The sequence below is a fragment of the Citrobacter freundii complex sp. CFNIH9 genome (assembly GCF_002903305.1).
In the GTDB taxonomy this organism is placed as follows: domain Bacteria; phylum Pseudomonadota; class Gammaproteobacteria; order Enterobacterales; family Enterobacteriaceae; genus Citrobacter; species Citrobacter portucalensis.
Map to the genome: position 1 here is coordinate 165,628 of NZ_CP026238.1, position 18,512 is coordinate 184,139.

General features: G+C 54.0%; 14 protein-coding genes, 1 tRNA gene and 1 pseudogene. 10 read left to right on the forward strand and 6 right to left on the reverse strand.

The features are described from left to right. Positions 1–139: 139 nt before the first annotated feature. Both C2U43_RS29995 and C2U43_RS00830 read right to left on the reverse strand, forming a co-directional pair. Positions 140–307: pseudogene (locus tag C2U43_RS29995) on the reverse strand (SymE family type I addiction module toxin); the annotation flags it as partial. Positions 308–400: 93 nt separating this feature from the next. Next, a tRNA-Sec gene (locus C2U43_RS00830) sits at positions 401–495 on the reverse strand. A gap of 290 nt (positions 496–785) precedes the next feature. Between C2U43_RS00830 and C2U43_RS00835 the strand changes: the two genes are divergently transcribed. The 9 genes from C2U43_RS00835 to C2U43_RS00875 all read left to right on the forward strand — a co-directional run bounded on the left by C2U43_RS00835 (position 786) and on the right by C2U43_RS00875 (position 10,993). After that, positions 786–2,168 (forward strand): glycoside-pentoside-hexuronide family transporter, encoded by a 1,383-nt coding sequence (locus tag C2U43_RS00835; RefSeq protein WP_048227337.1) that lies wholly within the window; start codon positions 786–788, stop codon positions 2,166–2,168. Between the two features lie 10 nt (positions 2,169–2,178). After that, positions 2,179–4,497: an alpha-xylosidase gene (gene yicI / locus C2U43_RS00840; protein WP_103284558.1), complete on the forward strand. Its 2,319-nt coding sequence runs from the start codon at positions 2,179–2,181 to the stop codon at positions 4,495–4,497. Positions 4,498–4,953: 456 nt separating this feature from the next. After that, the gene (locus C2U43_RS00845; protein WP_103284559.1) at positions 4,954–6,507 is read left to right on the forward strand and encodes a BglG family transcription antiterminator; all 1,554 of its coding nucleotides are present in this window, start codon (positions 4,954–4,956) and stop codon (positions 6,505–6,507) included. A 26-nt stretch (positions 6,508–6,533) separates the two neighbouring features. Then, the gene (locus C2U43_RS00850; RefSeq protein WP_008786490.1) at positions 6,534–7,004 is read left to right on the forward strand and encodes a PTS sugar transporter subunit IIA; all 471 of its coding nucleotides are present in this window, start codon (positions 6,534–6,536) and stop codon (positions 7,002–7,004) included. A gap of 19 nt (positions 7,005–7,023) precedes the next feature. Beyond that, a complete protein-coding gene (locus C2U43_RS00855; protein WP_103284560.1) occupies positions 7,024–7,344 on the forward strand; it encodes a PTS fructose transporter subunit IIB in 321 nt (106 codons plus the stop codon). Positions 7,345–7,370: 26 nt separating this feature from the next. Further along, positions 7,371–8,462, forward strand: a complete 1,092-nt coding sequence (locus tag C2U43_RS00860) for a PTS fructose transporter subunit IIC (protein ID WP_003827232.1) — start codon at positions 7,371–7,373, stop codon at positions 8,460–8,462. A gap of 11 nt (positions 8,463–8,473) precedes the next feature. Continuing rightward, positions 8,474–9,325 carry a class II fructose-bisphosphate aldolase gene (locus C2U43_RS00865; protein ID WP_032945395.1) on the forward strand — a complete coding sequence of 284 codons (852 nt, stop codon included), beginning with the start codon at positions 8,474–8,476 and terminating at the stop codon, positions 9,323–9,325. An 80-nt stretch (positions 9,326–9,405) separates the two neighbouring features. Continuing rightward, positions 9,406–10,266 carry a ketose-bisphosphate aldolase gene (locus C2U43_RS00870; protein WP_003024018.1) on the forward strand — a complete coding sequence of 287 codons (861 nt, stop codon included), beginning with the start codon at positions 9,406–9,408 and terminating at the stop codon, positions 10,264–10,266. A 49-nt stretch (positions 10,267–10,315) separates the two neighbouring features. Further along, positions 10,316–10,993 carry a D-lyxose/D-mannose family sugar isomerase gene (locus C2U43_RS00875; RefSeq protein WP_103014667.1) on the forward strand — a complete coding sequence of 226 codons (678 nt, stop codon included), beginning with the start codon at positions 10,316–10,318 and terminating at the stop codon, positions 10,991–10,993. Between the two features lie 42 nt (positions 10,994–11,035). Here C2U43_RS00875 and C2U43_RS00880 read toward each other — a convergent pair whose 3' ends face one another. Both C2U43_RS00880 and xanP read right to left on the reverse strand, forming a co-directional pair. Beyond that, complete coding sequence (locus C2U43_RS00880; protein WP_103284561.1) at positions 11,036–12,745, reverse strand: AsmA family protein; 1,710 nt, start codon at positions 12,743–12,745, stop codon at positions 11,036–11,038. A gap of 121 nt (positions 12,746–12,866) precedes the next feature. Next, entirely contained in the window at positions 12,867–14,258 is a 1,392-nt protein-coding gene (gene xanP, locus C2U43_RS00885) for a xanthine/proton symporter XanP (protein ID WP_003024026.1), read from the reverse strand. 225 nt (positions 14,259–14,483) lie between these two features. Between xanP and gltS the strand changes: the two genes are divergently transcribed. Further along, positions 14,484–15,689 carry a sodium/glutamate symporter gene (gene gltS / locus C2U43_RS00890; protein WP_003024029.1) on the forward strand — a complete coding sequence of 402 codons (1,206 nt, stop codon included), beginning with the start codon at positions 14,484–14,486 and terminating at the stop codon, positions 15,687–15,689. A gap of 42 nt (positions 15,690–15,731) precedes the next feature. On the opposite strand, the gene recG is transcribed toward gltS, so the two are convergent. Both recG and trmH read right to left on the reverse strand, forming a co-directional pair. Then, on the reverse strand, positions 15,732–17,813 hold the full coding sequence (recG, locus tag C2U43_RS00895) for an ATP-dependent DNA helicase RecG (RefSeq protein ID WP_103284562.1): 2,082 nt from the start codon (positions 17,811–17,813) through the stop codon (positions 15,732–15,734). Positions 17,814–17,818: 5 nt separating this feature from the next. Continuing rightward, positions 17,819–18,508 (reverse strand): tRNA (guanosine(18)-2'-O)-methyltransferase TrmH, encoded by a 690-nt coding sequence (gene trmH / locus C2U43_RS00900; RefSeq protein WP_032945382.1) that lies wholly within the window; start codon positions 18,506–18,508, stop codon positions 17,819–17,821. Positions 18,509–18,512: the final 4 nt, after the last annotated feature.

Below are 18,512 nucleotides of genomic sequence, written 5' to 3' on the forward strand. Positions count from 1 at the left end.
ATTATAGTCGATATCTTTCTGGGGGTCACTATGAGGTGGGTGGTCAGACAGTGGGTATTGTGAAAGTAGGCCGGATAAGCGTAAGCGCCATCCGGCACCAACTAAACCTGTAAGTAACGCTTACAGGTTTAGCCTTGCTTCACTGAAGAGTCGCCAGCGTGCTCTCAATTCTATTTAACTTCAGATTGGCCTCTTTCAGCTCATCCTGCAACCGTTGTTATTGCTCACTGTAGACCATCAGGGCGATACAACCGTTCATTACTTTGACGGTAATTTTCTGCCCGATATCAAACCCAACTGCGCGTAGTTACCTGTCGGAAAGGATAATTTCGGACGAGAATCATGAAAGCCTTTTTGAGCAGAGAAAATATGGCAAATGACTGGAATAAGATAGGAATTTTGGCGGAAGATCACAGGAGTCGAACCTGCCCGGGACCGCTGGCGGCCCCAACTGGATTTGAAGTCCAGCCACCTCACCGGAGATGACGATCTTCCGCGCCTCGATTGCTACATGGAGGCGGGGCGCATTATAGCTACTTCCAAACGTTTCCACACCCCCTCACTCACTTTTTTAACTTCCGTTTCTCCATACCATGACCAGTTTCAAATAAATCCCCGCAAAATCCATTACTTACACTTAGACACATTTTTTGACGCTACTCTGATCACAGAAAACAAGAATCGTAATTTGATAACGAGATATCGGAATACCCGCGCTCACAGGGATGGTTTACAAGAACTGTAACCGGTATCAGTGCGTGTGAAAGTGCTAACAAGGATGCGTAATGAAAAGTGAGATTTTGTCCGTTAAAGAGAAGATTGGCTACGGCATGGGCGATGCCGCCAGCCACATCATCTTTGATAACGTTATGTTATATATGATGTTCTTCTATACCGATATTTTTGGTATCCCGGCCGGTTTTGTCGGCACGATGTTCTTACTGGCTCGCGCGCTGGATGCTATCTCAGACCCTTGCATGGGACTGCTCGCCGACCGCACCCGTTCGCGCTGGGGGAAATTCCGCCCGTGGGTGCTGTTTGGCGCTCTGCCATTTGGTCTGGTCTGTGTGCTCGCCTACAGCACGCCGGATCTCAGCCTGCACGGCAAAATGATTTATGCCGCAATCACCTACACGCTGCTGACCCTGCTTTATACCGTGGTGAATATTCCCTACTGCGCGCTGGGCGGTGTGATAACCAATGACCCAACGCAGCGTATCTCCCTGCAGTCATGGCGCTTTGTGCTGGCGACGGCGGGCGGCATGCTCTCCACCGTGCTGATGATGCCGCTGGTGAATCTGATTGGCGGCGAAGATAAAGCGTTGGGCTTCCAGGGCGGGATTGCCGTGCTCTCGATTGTGGCGTTCCTGATGCTGGCATTTTGCTTCTTCACCACCAAAGAACGTGTGGAAGCGCCGCCGAGCAGCAACTCAATGCGTGAAGACCTGCGCGACATCTGGCAGAACGACCAATGGCGCATCGTCGGCCTGCTGACCATCCTCAACATCCTTGCCGTCTGCGTACGCGGCGGGGCGATGATGTATTACGTCACCTGGATTCTGGGTACCCCGGAAGTGTTTGTCGCCTTCCTCACCACCTATTGCGTCGGCAATCTTATCGGCTCTGCGCTGGCAAAACCGCTGACTGACTGGAAATGCAAAGTCAGCGTCTTCTGGTGGACGAACGCCCTGCTGGCGGTCGTCAGTCTGGCAATGTTCTTCGTGCCGATGCACGCAAATCTCACCATGTTCGCCTTCATCTTCGTGATTGGCGTACTGCATCAGCTCGTGACGCCAATCCAGTGGGTGATGATGTCCGACACCGTTGATTACGGCGAGTGGTGTAACGGAAAACGTCTGACGGGGATCAGCTTCGCGGGCACGCTGTTCGTGCTGAAGCTGGGTCTGGCACTCGGCGGGGCGATGATCGGCTGGATGCTGGCGGGCGGCGGTTACGATGCCGCAGCGAAAACCCAGAACAGCGCCACCATTAGCATCATTATCGCATTGTTCACGATTGTCCCGGCTATTTGTTACCTGTTGAGTGCCGTGATTGCCAAACGCTTCTATACCCTGAAAACGCCGTATCTGACGGAAATCATGAGTCAGCTGGCTCAGGGTGCGCACCGCAATCAGCAGGATTTTTCGACGAAAGAATTACAGAACTAAGGAACCAACGATGAAAATTAGCGACGGAAACTGGCTGACGCAGCCTGGCCTGAATTTAATTCACCCGATTCAGGTATTCGAGGTTGAGCAACAGGGTAACGAGATGATTGTCTACGTTGCGCCGCGCGATGTGCGTGAACGTACCTGGCAACTGGATACTCCACTCTTCACCCTGCGCTTTTTCTCGCCGCAGGAAGGCGTGGTGGGCGTGCGTATGGAACATTTCCAGGGCGCGTTGAATAACGGTCCGCACTATTCGCTGAACGTGCTGCAGGACGTCAACGTAGAGATACAAAACACCGCTGAATTTGCCGAACTGAAAAGCGGTAATTTGAGCGTGCGGGTCACTAAAGGTGAGTTCTGGTCGCTGGATTTCCTGCGTAACGGCGAACGTATTACCGGCAGCCAGCTGAAAAATAACGGCTACGTGCAGGACACCAACAGCGGGAAAAACTATATGTTTGAACGCCTGGATCTGGGCGTTGGCGAAACGGTGTACGGTCTGGGCGAGCGCTTTACTGCGCTGGTACGTAACGGCCAGACGGTGGAAACATGGAACCGCGATGGCGGCACCAGTACCGAGCAGTCTTACAAGAACATCCCGTTTTATCTCACCAACCGTGGTTACGGCGTGCTGGTAAACCATCCGCAGTGCGTGTCGTTTGAAATCGGCTCTGAGAAAGTGTCAAAAGTGCAGTTCAGCGTTGAAAGCGAGTATCTGGAATATTTCGTCATCGACGGCCCTACGCCGAAAGCGGTGCTGGATCGCTATACCCGCTTTACCGGCCGTCCGGCACTGCCGCCAGCCTGGTCATTCGGTTTGTGGCTGACTACATCGTTCACCACTAATTACGATGAAGCGACGGTGAACAGTTTTATCGACGGGATGGCCGAGCGCAATCTGCCGCTGCACGTCTTCCATTTCGACTGCTTCTGGATGAAAGCCTTCCAGTGGTGCGACTTTGAGTGGGATCCGGTGACCTTCCCTGACCCGGAAGGCATGATCCGCCGCCTGAAAGAGAAAGGGCTGAAGGTCTGCGTATGGATAAACCCCTATATCGGCCAGAAATCCCCGCTGTTCAATGAACTGAAAGAGAAAGGTTATCTGCTCAAGCGCCCGGACGGCTCCCTGTGGCAATGGGATAAATGGCAGCCGGGCCTGGCGATTTATGACTTTACCAATCCTGAAGCCTGCGAGTGGTATGCCAACAAGCTGAAAGGTCTGGTGGATATCGGCGTTGACTGCTTCAAAACTGACTTTGGCGAACGCATTCCTACTGACGTTAAGTGGTTTGACGGTGCCGATCCGCAGAAAATGCACAACCATTATGCGTACATCTACAACGAATTGGTATGGAACGTGCTGAAAGAGACCGTCGGTGAAGAAGAGGCCGTGCTGTTCGCCCGTTCGGCCTCGGTCGGCGCGCAGCAGTTTCCGGTGCACTGGGGCGGCGACTGCTACGCCAACTATGAATCGATGGCCGAAAGCCTGCGTGGTGGGTTGTCCATCGGCCTGTCCGGCTTTGGCTTCTGGAGTCACGATATTGGCGGCTTTGAGAATACCGCCCCGGCGCACGTCTACAAGCGCTGGTGTGCGTTCGGGTTGCTCTCCAGCCACAGCCGCCTGCACGGTAGTAAATCCTACCGTGTGCCATGGGCGTACGATGATGAATCCTGCAACGTGGTACGCTACTTCACTGAGCAGAAATGCCGCATGATGCCATACCTGTATCGCGAAGCGGCGCGCGCCAATGAACTCGGAACGCCGATGATGCGCGCAATGATGCTGGAGTTCCCGGACGATCCGGCATGTGATTATCTCGACCGCCAGTACATGCTGGGCGATAGCGTGATGGTTGCGCCGGTGTTTAGCGAGGCGGGTGATGTGCAGTTCTATCTGCCGGAAGGACGCTGGACACATCTGTGGCGTAACGACGAGGTGGCGGGCAGCCGCTGGCATAAGCAGCAGCATGACTTCCTGAGTCTGCCGGTTTATGTGCGCGACAATACACTGCTGGCACTGGGCTGCAATAACCAGAAGCCGGACTACGCCTGGCACGAAGGGACGGCGTTCCAGCTGTTCCATCTGCAGGAGGGTCGGGAGGCGATTTGTGAAGTCCCGGCGGCTGACGGTTCGGTTATCTTCACGCTGAAGGCGACGCGCACGGGTAATACCATCACCGTGCAAGGAAGTGGCGAAGCGCGCAACTGGACGCTGTGTCTGCGTAATATTACGCAGGTTAGCGGCGTGAAGGGCGGCTCGTCTGTGGGCAGTGAGTGGGGAACGGTTGTCACGCCGAATGCGGATGTGCTGACGATTACCCTGTAAGTAAATCTCAACGTGGGCTGGATGGCGATGCAATGCGTTTTATCCGGTCCACGCTGCGAGCAGCATTCCAGATCTGAAAATCCAAAATATCCTGAATTAAATTTTTATCTCCCCATATTTGCGAGCGATATCACTCTGAATCCCACGAAAAATGTGATCTGCGCCGTAAATATCTCACTATTTCCCGTTTTTGTCTTATTTCTGTCCGGAATACAGGACACGATTTAGTATTGTTGGCGCATCGTAGTCCTCTTATATTTATCATCACGGATTACACGTGGAGCATCAATGCTTCTTTATAACCTAAATAATTCGAGTTGCAGGAAGGCGGCGACGCAGCGAATCCCCTGAACGTACATAAGTACGTGACTGGGGTGAGCGAGAAAAACCAACGCACATGCAGCTTGAAGTATGACGGGTATAGATATTTAATCTGGTATGTAATAAGGGTAAATAATGCAAATGATTACCTCGCGACAAAACAGATTATTAAAATTTCTTCTGTCTAAGAAGGAATATGTCACGCTGCTGAAAATTGCCGAGTATTTATCTGTTTCAGAGAAAACTGTGCAGCGCGATCTGCGCTTACTGGAACCATGGTTATCAGAATGGAAAATAACTATCGATAAACGTGCTGGTGCTGGGGTGATATTAAGTGCAGATAATATTACCGACCTTTTATATATGGACCAGTTATTAGGATCGGAGGGTGATGATGCTGACGGCATGATGAATAATTCACGGCGAGTCAAGATAGCTTCACAGTTATTAAGCGAAACGCCGCATGAAACGTCGATCAGTAAATTATCCGAACGTTATTTCATTAGTAGCGCATCGATTGTTAACGATCTGAAAGTAATTGAGTCCTGGATTACCCCACTGGGCCTGTCGTTGATTCGCAGTCAGAGCGGCACGCATATCGAAGGCAGCGAGAGCGGTGTGCGCCAGGCGATGGCGTCGCTGATTAACGGCGTGATTAACCATAATGAACCTGGTAACGTGGTTTATTCACGCCTTGATCCGGGCAGTTATAAAGCCTTAGTGCATTACTTTGGCGAAGAAGACGTTTTATTTGTCCAGACGTTATTGCAGGAAATGGAGAACGACCTGTGTTGGTCTCTGGGCGAGCCTTATTACGTCAATATCTTTACCCATATTCTGATCATGATGTACCGCATCACGCGGGGCAATGCGCTTCCGAGAAAAGAAGAGAGCATCACTACCTGTGATGAGAACATATTTTCCATTGCCAGTCGCATGATTCAGCATATCGAAAAACGCATTGCCCACCCGCTGCCGGAAGACGAAGTCTGGTTTATATATCAATACATTATCTCCTCGGGTGTAGTGATTGAAGAGCATAATGACGTGAGTGTGATTGGCCATATGCACTCCAGCGACGAAGCGCGTTTGATTACCCATCGGTTGATTGCCACCTTCGCCGAGATGGTCGACAGCGATCTTAGCCAGGACACGGCGCTGTATGACGGATTGCTGATCCACATTAAGCCGCTGATTAACCGCCTGAACTACCAGATCCGCATTCGTAATCCGTTGCTGGAGGATATCAAAGGCGAGTTGCAGGACGTGTGGCGTCTGACCCAGTGTGCGGTGAATAGGGTGTTTAGCGGTTGGGGCGAGCGGGCCGTGTCGGAAGATGAAGTGGGATATTTAACCGTGCATTTTCAGGCCGCAATGGAGCGTCAGATAGCGCGTAAACGCGTACTACTGGTCTGTTCAACGGGTATCGGCACTTCTCACTTACTCAAAAGCCGTATTCTGCGCGCCTTTCCGGACTGGACTATCGTCGGCGTGGTGTCGGCAGGCAGCCTGCCCACCGTACTGACGGACGATATTGAACTGGTGGTATCGACGATTAATTTACCCGCGGTTGCCATGCCGGTCGTGTATGTCACTGCCTTCTTCAATGATGCGGATATTAAGCGGGTAACAGAAACGGTTATTACGGAAAAATTACATCGGGCGACGTCGCTGGTCGTTGAAAATTAATGTCTGAACTCCATGAGGTATGATTGATGGACATCACGAAAATACTCAATACAAATCGCGTTATTTTGGACATGAAGGCTACAAGCAAAACGGAGGCTATTGAGGAACTGACGGATATTCTGCAAAAAGATGGAGCAATTAGCTGTCGCGAAACGTTTATTCAGGATGTCTGGCAACGTGAGTCAGAAGGCTCGACCGGCTTCGAAAACCATATTGCGATCCCGCACGGGAAATCCTCGGCGGTGGTCAATACCACGCTGGCGATTGGGCGTACCCGCCAGGATATTCCCTGGGAAACCCTGGACGGCAGCAACGTGCGCTGCATTATTCTGTTTGCCGTACGTCTTGAAGATCAAAACACCACCCATATTCGTCTGCTTTCGCAGGTTGCTGGCGCGTTGGCAGATGACGACATTATTGAACAACTATTAGTTGAAAGTAGTCCACAGAAAATTATTGAGCTTTTTAGCCAATATGCTGAATCCAATGTCTGCTAAATAAAATGTGGAGCATGTTATGAATATTGTTTGTGTTGCCGCCTGTACGGCGGGTATTGCGCACACCTATATTGCCCGTGAGAAGTTAATTAAAGGTGCTAAAGCGCTTGGTCATAATATAAAGGTTGAAACCCAGGGCACCATTGGCACAGAAAACGAACTGCTGACAGAAGATATTTCTTCAGCTGATGTCGTGATTCTTGCCGTCGATGTAAAAATAAAAGGGGAGGAGCGATTTTCAAACAAACGCATTGTGCGAGTAAAAACTGAAATCGTCATAAAATCGCCCATTCAGTTTCTTGAAAAGGTCGAAAAATCATTAGTTAATAATAACCAGTAGCGATCCTCATTCTGGAGGGGTTTCACATGAGTGAAAATAAAATTCCGCTATCTCAGGAAATAAAAAAACATTTATTAACGGGAATTTCGTGGATGATCCCGTTAATTGTCGCCGCCGGGATCTGTATTGCTCTCGGGCAAATACTTGGCGGCACTAACGTCGGTGAAAAAACAGGAACCATTCCCTGGATGCTCAACCAGATTGGCGGCTGGGGGATGGGGTTAATCGTACCGCTGATTAGTGCGGCGATTGCGTACTCCATTGCTGACCGTCCGGGATTCGCGCCGGGCCTGATTGTCGGCTTCGTCTGCGGAGAAATTCATACCGGTTTTATCGGTGGGATGCTGGGCGGATTTCTGGTCGGTTATACCGTCCTGCTGCTCAAGCGCTATATCCGTTTGCCGCAGTCGATGCAGGGGTTGATGCCCATCATGGTGCTGCCGGTACTGAGTACCGTCATTGGCGGTCTGTTGATGATGACGCTGATTGGCAAGCCGATTGCCTGGCTGCAGGACGCGTTGATTCATCTGCTGGAGTCCATGCAGGGCGGATCCCGCTTTCTGATGGGCGCTATCCTCGGTGCGATGGCGACATTCGACTTCGGTGGGCCGGTGAATAAAACCATGTCGCTGTTTGCTGACGGCATGCTGGTCAGCGGCGTGTACGGTCCGGAAGCGGTGAAGTTTGTTGGTTCGATGATCCCTCCATTTGGCATTACGCTCTCTTTCCTGCTGACGCGTCACAAGTACACCCGTGCGGAACGTGAGGCGCTGAAGGCTGCATTCCCGATGGGGATCTGCATGATTACCGAAGGGGTTATTCCGATTGCGGCGCGCGACCTGCTGCGGGTGGTGGGCTCCTGCGTGGTGGCCTCGGCGATTGCGGGTGGCCTGATTATGGTGTGGGGTGTCGAAAGCCCGGTACCGCACGGCGGCATGTTTGTGGTTCCGCTCTTTACGCATCCGCTGCTGTTTTGCCTGGCGCTGGGGATCGGTACGGTGATTTGTGGCGTCATGCTGTCGCTGTGGAAGAAACCGGTAACCGAGCGTGATGAAGAGTTTGACGAACTCAGCGATCAAAAGCTGAAAGACGAAGAAATCACCTTCACCCTGGAATAACCGGAGGCCGTATGTTTGCCGATATGAAAAGCATGGTGACCAAAGCCTGGCGCGAGCAGTACGCGCTGCTGGCCATCAACTGTATGAACCTGGAAAGCGCCCGCGCAGCGGTGCGAGTGGCGGAGAAACACCGTGCGCCCATCATTCTGAATTTGTATCAGGGGCATCTGGAGCATTTTCCGGCCCCGATAGCGGCAGCGGTGGTCAAAACGCTGGCAGAGGAAGCCTCGGTACCGGTCGCGCTGGCGCTGGATCATGGAAAGGATCCTGTACGCATTCGCCAGGCTTTTCGCGCCGGATTCAGCGGCTTAATGATCGACGCCTCCGCCTTTGCGCTGGAGGAGAATATTCGCCAGACCCGGGCGGTGGTTGAGCTTGCAGCCAGCGTTTCTCTGTGCGTGGAAGGCGAGCTGGGCCATCTGGCCGATGCTCCGTGCTATGACCACGCCGCTAACGCTGATTTGATGACCCAGGCCGCCGACGTGGAACCCTTCATCCAACAGACCGGGATCGATTTGCTGGCGGTGTCGGTGGGTACGGCACACGGCATGTACGCGCCGGGTATCACTCCTGCTATTGATTTCCAGCGGCTGGAGGAAATAGCCCGGTTATCAACGGTGCCGCTGGCGCTGCATGGCGGCAGCGGAACGCCGTTTGACCAGCTACAGCGCTGTCCGACGTTTGGTGTCGCCAAGATAAACGTTGGTGCGGCGGTTTTCGAAGCCGGAAAGGCTGCGCTACTGCATACCCTGTGTCGCGACACATCCGGTGAACTCGTTGATGCCCTGGCCCTGATGGAACAGGCCTGCGAGGAAGCCATTATTCCGTACCTGCAGGCCAGCGGCGCTATCGGCAAAGCCTGATTCATTTTCTGTAACGCCTTCTATGCCTCTGCGATGACGCACTGGCAGGGCTTTCTACACCCTGAAACTGGAGAATTAACATGTTAGTTTCGATGAAAGAATTACTGCAACCTACCCGTCAGCACGGTTTTGCCATCGGCGCATTCAACGTGGCGGACAGCTGCTTTGTACGCGCAGTAGTGGAAGAAGCGGAGGCGACCAACACCCCGGCGATTATCTCCATTCACCCCAGCGAACATGATTTTGTCGGCGATGCGTTTTTTAGCTACGTCCGTGATATCACCCTGCGTAGCCCGGTTCCCTTTACTCTGCATCTGGACCATGGCGCTTCGGTTGAGCATGTCCTGCGGGCGATTCAGTGTGGGTTTACCTCGGTGATGATTGATGGCTCGCTGCTACCATATGAAGAGAACGTGGCGCTGACCCGCGAAGTGGTCAAACTGGCGCATGCGGTAGGTGTTTCGGTGGAAGGGGAGTTGGGAACGATTGGCCAGACCGGGACGTCAGTGGAAGGCGGCGTGTCGAAGGTTACTTATACCGATCCTGCTCAGGCAGAGGATTTTATCGCCCGAACCGGTGCAGACACGCTGGCGGTGGCGATTGGAACCGCGCACGGGATCTACCCGAAAGGGATGCAGCCTGAGCTGCAAATGAACATCCTGCGCGATATCGCCGGACGTGTGGATATTCCGCTGGTGCTGCACGGTGGTTCCGCGAACCCGGATGCGGAAATTGCCGAATCCGTGACGCTGGGCGTTGGCAAAATCAACATTTCCAGCGATATGAAATACGCCTACTTCCAGAAAGTCCGCGAAATCCTGGCGAAAGAAACCTGGTGGGACCCGAACGTAATCTACCCGGAAGCCATTAGCGCCGCGCGGGACGTGATCCGCCACAAAATGAAACTGTTCGGTTCAACCGGCAAAGCATCACTTTACTAACGGCATGCAGGCGGGGCGACCCGCCTCTTTCGCAACAAGGAAAAGTGCAATGAAGCGTTCACACATTAATTATGCCGTCGATAAAGCGCATGCCATAGCTGAGACTTTTCGGGTCTGTCTGCCTGATTTCGCGTATTTTACGGTCGATGCCTGGCGGCAACAGGATCAAACTCTGTGGCGTGAAGTGCGTGATCTCCAGTTGGGCTGGGATATTACCGACTTCGGGCACGGAGATTTTGCGCAAACGGGGCTGACGTTACTAACGTTGCGCAATGGTCTGATGGGGTCAGCGGATTACCCCAAACCGTATGCCGAAAAGATGCTGCAAATTCAGCAGGATCAACAAACACCGTGGCATTTTCATCGCCATAAAATGGAAGATATCGTTAATCGCGGCGGCGGTGATTTATGTATGCAGCTGGCGTGGGTCACGCCTGATGATGAGTATGACGCCCGACGCGTTGTTGAGGTTAGCGTGGATGGTCAGCGGCGTACAGTTAACGCTGGCGAGACGCTGGTATTGAAACCGGGACAAGGAGTGTGCCTGCCACCGCGCTTGTATCATCGCTTTTGGGCGGAGAAGGCGTTCGTGCTGGGCTGGGAAATCTCGATGGTCAATGACGACCAGCATGACAATCACTTTCTGGAACCTGGCGGTCGCTTCCCGGTGATTGAAGAAGACGAGCCGGTGAAGTGGCTGCTGTGCAGTGAATATATTCGTTTATGAGCGTGAGTAGGCCCGGTAAGCGAAGCGTCACCGGGCAATAAATCATTGTGCAGGTGGTGGTGCAGTGACTTCACTCCCCGAAACCACGCCCGCCTGCATAGTTTGCGTTACCTGCTGTTTCTCCACGTTCACCGCATGTAACTGACCGTTGACCGTTGGCTTGAGAGGCGCATCGGCCTGAATATTGCCGCTGGCAGTAAGCTGGATGTTGCCATCTCCGGAAAGCGGCAGTGCGGGCCAGCCCCACTGCTGCAGGATCGTCATTGGCACGCCGCGCCCGTTCAGGCTGACCTGCGTCTGGCGCTGAGGTAGCTGCGAAATGCTGGCGGTGGCCTCCAGCAGTCCTTTTTCCGTATAGGCGCTCAGTTCGCTGATATTGATGGTGCTGCTGTTTGCCGTTAGCGCCAGAGAAGGACGACGCACATCCGTACGGTTAAAGGTGGCTGCGGCAGCGTTGAGGGTGGCGCTCCCGCTCCAGATCCCCCACTGATTGTTCTGTACCAGCCCGAGGTTAGCGCCGTAGCCGTCCAGCGCGGTGAGCTGCCACGGGAAATTCGGGTCGATATCAATCACCAGATTGCGGCTGGCGCTGAATTTCTTCAGCGTCAGGCTGTTTAGCCACGCTGGCAGGGGTTTCATCCACAGCTGTTTCCAGTTTTCCGGCAGCGTGTATTCCAGACCAGCAATAGCGGCATCGTCAAGGACCAGCGCTTTGTTGCTGCGCATCCAGTTTCCGGATGTTCTGACCATACCGCCTTCCCAGCGGGTGGTGAACTGGCGCAGCGCAATGCCCTGCGGTGAGAACTCGGCGTTCAGAATCGGATCGAAGAAGTGTAGAGAGCCGTAAATAAACTCGCTGGCGTTCATCGACAATTTTCCTTCCTGAGTTTGCCAGTCGTCCTTACTGAAGGTCATGTTGCGCAAGCTCAGATCGAGATCCGTCACCGCCCAGTCGGGGCCTTGCAGACGGGCATCCGTCACTTCCAGACGACCAATTTGCAGGGAAGGAATAGTGCTTAACGGGGCAAAAAAGTCGGCCAGCGATTTGTCGCTTTGCAGCCGGATATCGTTCAGGCGCAGATTCTCCACAACCCAACTTCCGTCTGCATTGCGTTGCGCTACGCCGGTTAATGCCCCACGCGCCACGTCAGCGCCAATATTGCTTAGCGTCACCCGGTCATGGTCGATGCTGCCTTCAATCAAGACGTTGGTAGTTGGAACATCGTTGAGCGTCAACGAACTGGCGCTGAGCTGAATTTGCGCTTTGCTCCCGAGAATTTTACCTGCCTCAGGGCTCCAGGGAATGACGCCGCCGTTAACGCGCTGGGCGCTGAGGTTCCACTCGCTGCCGGGGCTGTTAAGCGCCATATCCTGCATTTGCAGGCGATCGGCCTGGAACGGTAGCGGTGCGGTTTGCTGGGAAAGATTCAGTGTGCCGTTTTGCAACAAAATGGTGTCTACGTGCAGCGGGTCGGTGATTTGGCGGCTACTCAGCCCAATATCGACCGTTTTAGCGACCAGCGTTGCGGGCTGACCATCCCGGCCAAAGGTGACGTTTTCCAGCAGAATATGGGAAGGGGAGGAAAACCGGTGATCGATGGCATCAAACGCCAGATGGTAGCTGCTGTTCTCCGAAACCCAGGCGCTGACGTGTTCTGCCCCCCAGCGGGTTTGCAGTAGAAAATAAAGGCCGAGAATCGCCACTGCAAGGGCGATCAGCACGTAAAGAAGCAGCTTTCCAATAAATTTCATGGTCTTCCATCCCGCGAAGTGCACATAGTCAAGTTATGCACGATTTAGGCGCAATGCTCAAGGCGGGAATGGTGAAAGAGCGTTACAGCGGCGTTGATTCAGAACCAACGCCGCATTTTGCTTATTGCTTTTCTGGCGGGAATACCAGATTCAGAACGATTGCGGTAATACCGCCAGCGGCGATACCGGAAGAGAGCAGGTTTTTCACCCAATCCGGGGCGAACTGGAGAATCAGCGGCTGCTGGGAAACACCCAGACCAACGGCCAGCGACAGCGCGATAATCAGAATCGCGCGGCGGTTCAACGGCTCGCGGGACACGATACGCACACCGGATGCTGCGATAGTACCGAACATCACCAGCGTTGCGCCGCCCAGTACCGGCTCAGGAATATGCTGTACAAAACCGCTGACTGCCGGGAACAGGCCCAGCGCGATCAACATCAGCGCCACCACAAAACCAACGTAGCGGCTGGCAACGCCTGTTAACTGAATAACCCCATTGTTCTGGCCAAAACAGGAGTTCGGGAAGGTGTTGAACACGGCGGAAACAAACGAGTTCAGACCGTTCGCCAGCACGCCGCCTTTCAGGCGCTTCATATACAGCGGACCAGAAACCGGCTGCTCGGAGACATCAGAGGTGGCCGTAATATCGCCGATGGTTTCCAGTGACGTGATCATAAAGACCAGCATCAGCGGCAGCAGTAAACTCCAGTCGATGCCCAAGCCATAATACAGCGGCGTTGGCACCATCAGCAGGTCCTGACTTACCGGTGCGGTATTTTGCGGCAGCATGTCCATAAACCAGGCCAGCAGATAGCCTGCCGCCATCGCAATCACCAATGACGCAACGCGCAGGTACGGGTTGCGTTGACGGTTAAGCAGGATGATTAGCGCCAGCACCACGCCTGCCAACAGTAAATTCTTCGGCGCACCAAAGGTGTTGTCGCTCATTGCGGCATAGCCACCGCCAATCGATGTCAGACCCACCTGAATCAACGACAGGCCGATAATCATCACTACCACCCCTGAGACCAGCGGAGTAATAATACGACGCGCCAGGTGCAGGACACGCGAGATAACCATCTCGGTGCAGCTTGCCAGCATCAGCGTACCGAACAGCGCCGCCATCATGGTTGGGACATCTGCGCCACCGGTTTTTAGCGCCGTACCGCCCATAATCAGTGGCGCAACAAAGTTAAAGCTGGTGCCCTGAATGGATAGCAGCCCTGAGCCGACCGGCCCCCAGGCTTTGATCTGAATGATAGAAGCCACGCCGGAGGCGAACAGCGACATACTGATAATGTGTTGAGTATCCTGAGCCGGTAAACCAAGCGCCTGGCAAATTAACAGAGCAGGGGTGATCACCGCGACGAACATGGCCAGCAGATGCTGACAGGCGGCAAACAGGGTCTGGGCTAACGGGGGGCGATCTTCAAGACGGTAAATCAGTTCACTGTTGTGAGTCTGCGCAACCGGTTGCGCATTTGTTGACTCTACGGCGTTAACGGACATCAGAGGCAATCCCATGGTGGAAAAGCGGTGATTTTATCTGACCAGGGCAGAAAAGCAAACGTTTGCTAGCAGGTATTCTTAATATTTAAAACGGATAAACAAACATTTTTATATAACTTTTCATCATTTTCTGCTTAAAATCCACTCCGAAAACTCAATAAGAGCTAAAAATCGGTCTGGAATGCATCGTGCGTGATTGTGCTAAACGCACTAATGGAGCTGTAAATGTTTTATCTCGATACGTTATCAACGCTGGTTGCGGCAACCCTTGTGTTGCTGCTGGGACGTAAGCTCGTCCAGTCTGTTTCCTTCCTGAAAAAATACACCATTCCCGAACCTGTTGCAGGCGGATTGCTGGTGGCGATTGCGCTGCTGGTGCTGAAAAAAAGCATGGGTTGGGAAGTGAACTTCGATATGACCCTGCGCGATCCGCTGATGCTGGCCTTTTTCGCCACTATCGGTCTGAACGCCAATATCGCCAGTCTGCGTGCTGGTGGCCGCGTGGTGGGTATTTTTCTGATTGTGGTTGTTGGCTTGTTGCTGATGCAAAACGCCATCGGTATTGGTATGGCGACCCTGCTGGGTCTGGACCCGCTGATGGGTCTGATCGCTGGCTCGATCACCCTCTCTGGTGGACACGGAACCGGGGCCGCGTGGAGCAAGCTGTTTATTGAACGTTATGGCTTCACCAATGCGACTGAAGTGGCGATGGCTTGCGCAACGTTTGGTCTGGTGTTGGGTGGGCTGATTGGCGGCCCGGTGGCACGCTATCTGGTCAAACACTCCACCACGCCAGACGGTATGCCGGACGATCAGGCCGTGCCGACCGCATTTGAAAAGCCGGACGTTGGGCGCATGATCACCTCGTTGGTGCTGATTGAAACCATTGCTCTGATCGCTATCTGTCTGACGGTGGGTAAAATCGTTGCGCAAATGCTGGTTGGAACAGTGCTGGAATTGCCGACCTTCGTCTGCGTCCTGTTTGTTGGGGTGATCCTCAGTAACGGTCTGGCGCTACTGGGCTTTTATCGGGTGTTCGAACGTGCGGTTTCTGTACTGGGTAACGTTAGTCTGTCGCTGTTTCTGGCGATGGCGCTGATGAGCCTGAAGCTGTGGGAACTGGCTTCACTGGCCTTGCCGATGCTGGCAATCCTGGTTGTGCAGACTATTTTCATGGCGCTGTACGCGATATTCGTCACCTGGCGCATGATGGGTAAGAACTACGATGCCGCCGTGCTGGCTGCCGGACACTGCGGTTTTGGCCTCGGCGCGACGCCGACGGCGATTGCCAACATGCAGGCGATTACCGAACGTTTTGGACCATCCCATATGGCGTTTCTGGTGGTGCCGATGGTGGGGGCGTTCTTTATTGATATCGTCAATGCGTTGGTGATTAAGCTGTATCTGCTGTTACCGATTTTCGCGCAATAACGGCTGTGCGGCGGGGTAACATCCGCCGCCGCTATGAATTAACTACGCGTTGGAGTAGCGTTCGGTTTCCGGCATCCAGCGCTCTATCAGTGCCACGGCCTGTTGCGGATAACGTTCGTGAATATGGCGGGCAATGCGCTGAACTTCCGGGATAATCGCCTGATCGCGCAGTAAATCTGCGACCTTGAATTCTGCCGTTCCGGTCTGGCGAGTACCTAACAGCTCGCCGGGGCCGCGAATCTCTAAATCTTTTTGCGCAATTACGAACCCGTCGTTGCTGTCTCGCAGAACCTGCAGGCGTTTCTGCGCGGTTTTAGACAGCGGTGATTTGTAGAGCAGAACGCAGTGGGAAGCCACCGCGCCACGGCCTACGCGACCACGCAACTGGTGCAACTGGGCCAGACCTAAGCGTTCCGGGTTTTCAATAATCATCAGGCTGGCGTTTGGCACGTCCACGCCCACTTCAATCACCGTCGTGGCAACCAGCAGATGCAGTTCACCCTGCTTAAAGGCCGCCATTACCGACTGCTTCTCGGCGGGCTTCATGCGCCCGTGTACCAGGCCAATATTGAGTTCTGGCAGCGCCAGTTTAAGCTCTTCCCACGTCGCTTCTGCCGCCTGAGCTTCCAACAAGTCAGACTCTTCAATTAGCGTACAGACCCAGTATGCTTGACGTCCTTCGTGGGTACAGGCGTTGCGCACGCGATCAATAATATCGCTGCGGCGGGTATCCGGAATGGCCACCGTAGTGACCGGCGTACGCCCCGGAGGCAGTTCGTCAATGACCGACGTGTCGAGGTCAGCATAGGCTGTCATCGCCAGGGTACGTGGAATCGGCGTGGCGGTCATGATTAGCTGGTGTGGGTGGAAACCCTGCTGCTGACCTTTCTCCCACAGCGCCAGACGCTGATGTACGCCGAAGCGGTGCTGTTCGTCGATGATAACCAGCGCCAGCCCGTTGAACTGCACCTGTTCCTGGAAAATCGCGTGCGTGCCGACAATCATCTGCACCTGACCGCTGGCGATGGCTTCTTGTTGCGCCAGACGCGCTTTACCTTTCTGCTTGCCTGCCAGCCAGCCCACTTCAACGCCCAGTGGCGCGAACCAGTTGCGGAAGTTATTTGCATGTTGTTCAGCCAATAGTTCGGTAGGAGCCATTAGCGCAACCTGCGTACCATGTGCGATAGCCCGCAGCGCGGCCAGCGCGGCAACCAGCGTTTTACCGGAGCCGACATCACCCTGCACCAGGCGCATCATCGGCACATCCAGTGCCATATCGCGTTCAATCTCAGCGGTAACGCGGGCCTGTGCGCCAGTAGGTTTGAACGGCAATGCTGCCAGCAGCTTATCTTTTAGCGCGTTGTTAGCACTTAACGGCTGGGCGTGAAAACGCTGTGCCCCGGCGCGTAGTGCCAGCATGCTGAGATTATGCGCCAGCAGTTCTTCGAGAATCAGACGTCGCTGCGCCGGATGTTGTCCGGTTTCCAGATCGCTGAGTTGCAGCGACGGTGGGGGGCGGTGCAACGTGCGCAGTGCTTCGGGTAGGCTCATCATGCCCTGTGACAGCTCTGGCGGCAGCAGTTCGGCAATGGCGCAGGTATCGAGCAGATCCAGTGCCTGATCGGTCAGCTTGCGCAGCGTGGCCTGCTTCACACCTTCGGTGGTTGGATATACTGGTGTGAGTGTTTCCTGCAATTCTGGCGTGCTGAGATCGCCTTGTACGCGGTATTCCGGGTGAATCATCTCTGCGCCGTATTTCCCGCGTTTGGCTTCACCGTAGGCCAGTACCCTACGCCCGGTAGCAAGGCTGTTTTTCATCGCTGCGCTGAAGTTGAAAAAGCGCATGGTGAGAATCCCCGAGCCATCGCTGATTTGACAGGTCATCATCCGGCGGCCGCCGAAGGTAATATTGCAGTTCAGCACTTCGCCTTCAACGGTGGCATAGACACCCGGCAGCAGTTCGCCAATTGGGTACAGATGGGTACGGTCTTCGTAACGCAGAGGGAGGTGGAGCAGGAGGTCCTGCACGGTGTGCAGGCCAATTTTAGCCAGTTTACTGCTTTGCGCTGCGCCAACGCCGGTCAGAGAGTTGAGTGGGATGGCATCCAGTAAACGGCCTTTCATCGCGTTTATCTCGCAGATTGCATAGTGGCCCACCACGTTGCATCGGCTTCAATTTCGCCCTGCGTGTTTACGTGAGGGTAGGGAAGACCTTTGCGCTTAGCGACATTCGCCAGCACCGGATAACCGCCTTCAAACAGTAAGCGCTGCTGCTCTTCTTGTGGCAGCATGCTGTTTTCTCGTCGGTACATCCCCGCGTTTTGCCGCTGGCGCTGTGCTTCGTACAGAATCAGCGCGGAGGCGACAGAAACGTTCAGTGACTGCACCATGCCAGTCATGGGAATGATGATGTCCTGATCAGCCAGATCCAACGCTTCCTGAGTGATGCCGGTTTTCTCCTGGCCCATCAGGATGCAGGTGGGGCGCGTGTAATCAATCTCGCGAAAATCCACGGCTTTATCTGACAGATGGGTTGCCAGGACCTGCATGCCCCGGCTTTTTAAATGTGTGACCGCATCGCCAATGGTAAGGTGAGTTTTCACCTGCACCCAACTGTTGCTGCCTGCGGCAGAAGAGGCCATGGTGCGCATACGGCTACCCGGCCAGACGGCGTGGACTTCATGCACGCCAACCGCATCTGCAGTACGAATAATCGCAGAAACGTTATGAGGTTTGTGAACCTGCTCCATGCAGACGGTCAGATCGGGCTGACGACGTGCGAGCATCTCGCGGATACGTGCATAGCGCTGTTCATTCATAAGA

Bases quoted from the DNA above. Each gene is read 5' to 3' on its own strand.
- xanP (WP_003024026.1), bottom strand. From the start codon at position 14,258: ATGTCCGTTAACGCCGTAGAGTCAACAAATGCGCAACCGGTTGCGCAG.
- C2U43_RS00835 (WP_048227337.1), top strand. From the start codon at position 786: ATGAAAAGTGAGATTTTGTCCGTTAAAGAGAAGATTGGCTACGGCATG.
- recG (WP_103284562.1), bottom strand. From the start codon at position 17,813: ATGAAAGGCCGTTTACTGGATGCCATCCCACTCAACTCTCTGACCGGC.
- C2U43_RS00845 (WP_103284559.1), top strand. From the start codon at position 4,954: ATGCAAATGATTACCTCGCGACAAAACAGATTATTAAAATTTCTTCTG.
- C2U43_RS00865 (WP_032945395.1), top strand. From the start codon at position 8,474: ATGTTTGCCGATATGAAAAGCATGGTGACCAAAGCCTGGCGCGAGCAG.
- C2U43_RS00870 (WP_003024018.1), top strand. From the start codon at position 9,406: ATGTTAGTTTCGATGAAAGAATTACTGCAACCTACCCGTCAGCACGGT.
- trmH (WP_032945382.1), bottom strand. From the start codon at position 18,508: ATGAATGAACAGCGCTATGCACGTATCCGCGAGATGCTCGCACGTCGT.
- C2U43_RS00860 (WP_003827232.1), top strand. From the start codon at position 7,371: ATGAGTGAAAATAAAATTCCGCTATCTCAGGAAATAAAAAAACATTTA.
- yicI (WP_103284558.1), top strand. From the start codon at position 2,179: ATGAAAATTAGCGACGGAAACTGGCTGACGCAGCCTGGCCTGAATTTA.
- gltS (WP_003024029.1), top strand. From the start codon at position 14,484: ATGTTTTATCTCGATACGTTATCAACGCTGGTTGCGGCAACCCTTGTG.
- C2U43_RS00855 (WP_103284560.1), top strand. From the start codon at position 7,024: ATGAATATTGTTTGTGTTGCCGCCTGTACGGCGGGTATTGCGCACACC.
- C2U43_RS00850 (WP_008786490.1), top strand. From the start codon at position 6,534: ATGGACATCACGAAAATACTCAATACAAATCGCGTTATTTTGGACATG.
- C2U43_RS00875 (WP_103014667.1), top strand. From the start codon at position 10,316: ATGAAGCGTTCACACATTAATTATGCCGTCGATAAAGCGCATGCCATA.
- C2U43_RS00880 (WP_103284561.1), bottom strand. From the start codon at position 12,745: ATGAAATTTATTGGAAAGCTGCTTCTTTACGTGCTGATCGCCCTTGCA.